Below are 590 nucleotides of genomic sequence, written 5' to 3' on the forward strand. Positions count from 1 at the left end.
GGGCCCGGCCGAACAGCACGCGGCGCCCCGGCGCCCCGGCGAGCAGCCGGGTGCTCGCCGGGTCGTCGGCGTTGCCGATCGCGACCGTCGCGGGGTCGCGCCAGACCCGCGCCTTGGCCTCGGCGTAGGCGTCCGCGCCGCCATGCCAGTCGAGGTGGTCCGGGGCGACGTTGAGCACGGCCGCGGCCAGCGGGGCCACGGTGTGGGTGTAGTGGAGCTGGAAGCTGGACAGCTCGACGGCGAGCGCGTCGTAGGGCGGCTCGGCGGTGACGGCCTCGACGATCGGCGTGCCGATGTTGCCGGCGGTGGTCGCCCGCCGGCCCCCCGCGGCGAGCATCGCCCCGAGCATCTCGGTGGTCGTGGTCTTGCCGTTGGTGCCGGTCACGGCGAGCCAGCGGGTGGCGCCGCGCCAGCGCCAGGCGAGCTCGACCTCCCCCCACACCGGCACCCCCACCGCCGCGGACCCGATGATCAGCGGCGCGGTCGGCGGGACGCCGGGCGACGTCACGACGACCGCCGCCTCGCCGGGACCCGCCACCTACCCCCGGAACCGTAGCAGGCCCGCGAGGGCGCCCACGTGCAGCAAAGGC

At 77.5% G+C, this 590-nt stretch carries 1 protein-coding gene; it reads right to left on the reverse strand.

Annotated features, from left to right (window positions below):
* The coding region (locus ND748_RS33455) for a Mur ligase family protein (protein WP_251750210.1) at positions 1-538 on the reverse strand (538 nt) is incomplete at its 3' end.
* Positions 539-590 lie beyond the last annotated feature (52 nt).

Source organism: Frankia sp. AiPs1 (assembly GCF_023716945.1).
GTDB lineage: Bacteria > Actinomycetota > Actinomycetes > Frankiales > Frankiaceae > Frankia.